Raw genomic sequence first — 1,214 nt, 5'->3', positions numbered from 1 at the left:
CACCCACCCGGCGCTGCTGCCGTCCTTCCCCGGCGCCCACGGTGTCCGCGACGCGCTGGCCTACGGCGTGAAGGTCACCGGCTGCACGGTGCACTGGGCCGACGCCGGGGTGGACACGGGCCCCATCATCGCGCAGGAAGCCGTGGCGGTCGGGGACGGCGAGAGCGAGGAATCCCTGCACGAACGCATCAAGGTGGTGGAACGCCGGCTCCTGGTCTCCACGCTCGCTTCCCTTGCCGCGGCCCACACCCCCGCCTGATTTCCCCGCTGCCTGATTCCCGCGCTGCCGGGTTTCCCCGATGCGCTATCACTTGAGGTGGCCATCAGCGCCCAGAACAGCCCGGAGTGATAGAGCATCGAGTGGTGGGCGCGTAGCGGCCTTCGCGGCCAAACCAAGTGGTCGGACCCGCAAAAGTGAGTACTCGGTCCGAAAGTCAGGTACTGCAGGGCCAAAGACAGGTATTTCCGAGCCGATGCAAGTAGTGAAATGGGCAATAGTCTGACGCAGTCTCATTCATTCGTCGCATCTCCGGGGGTTCTTCATGTCTCGATTCAGCCTTGCCAAAACAAGTCCAAAAGTCCTGTGTCTCACTGCGGCGCTCGTTCTCGGAACGGGCGCCGTTTCTGCTGCCATCGCCGCCACTCCAACGTCGGGAACAGGCGAAATCAAGGGGTGCTTCAACAACAACAACGGCGGTGAGCTTCGGGTACTCCCCGCGGGCGCCTCGTGCGATTCCAAGAAGGAAACCGCAATCTCCTGGAACGCCCAAGGCATCCAGGGCATGCAGGGCATCGCCGGTGCCCAGGGGATCCAGGGACTGCCCGGGTTGAAGGGCGACACCGGCGCCACGGGCGGGACCGGTGCCACGGGGGCCACCGGTGAAACGGGCGCCACAGGCGAGACCGGTGCTACGGGCGAGACGGGTGCAACGGGCGCCACTGGTGAAACGGGTGCCCAGGGCGAGAAGGGTGACACCGGCGACACGGGCGATACCGGTGCCACAGGTGAGACGGGTGCCGTAGGTGCCACAGGCGAGACGGGTGCCCAAGGCGTCCAGGGTGAGAAGGGTGATACCGGTGACAAGGGGGACACCGGTGCCACGGGCGCTGCCGGGGCTCCCGGACTTCAGGGCGATACGGGTGCCACCGGTGCTGCCGGACCCATGGGTGCCATCGGACCGGTCGGCCCTGCAGGGGCGAAGGGCGAGAGGGGC

General features: G+C 66.7%; 1 protein-coding gene and 1 pseudogene. Both read left to right on the top strand.

Annotated features, from left to right (window positions below):
* A partial coding sequence (locus LQV45_RS33895) for a phosphoribosylglycinamide formyltransferase (protein WP_290370409.1) occupies nucleotides 1-259 on the top strand: 259 nt, incomplete at its 5' end.
* A gap of 283 nt (nucleotides 260-542) precedes the next feature.
* Nucleotides 543-1,214, top strand: a pseudogene (locus LQV45_RS35760) (hypothetical protein); the annotation flags it as partial.

It is taken from the genome of Microbacterium sp. Bi128 (assembly GCF_918698205.1).
This window is presented reverse-complemented; position numbering and strand designations above follow the sequence as displayed.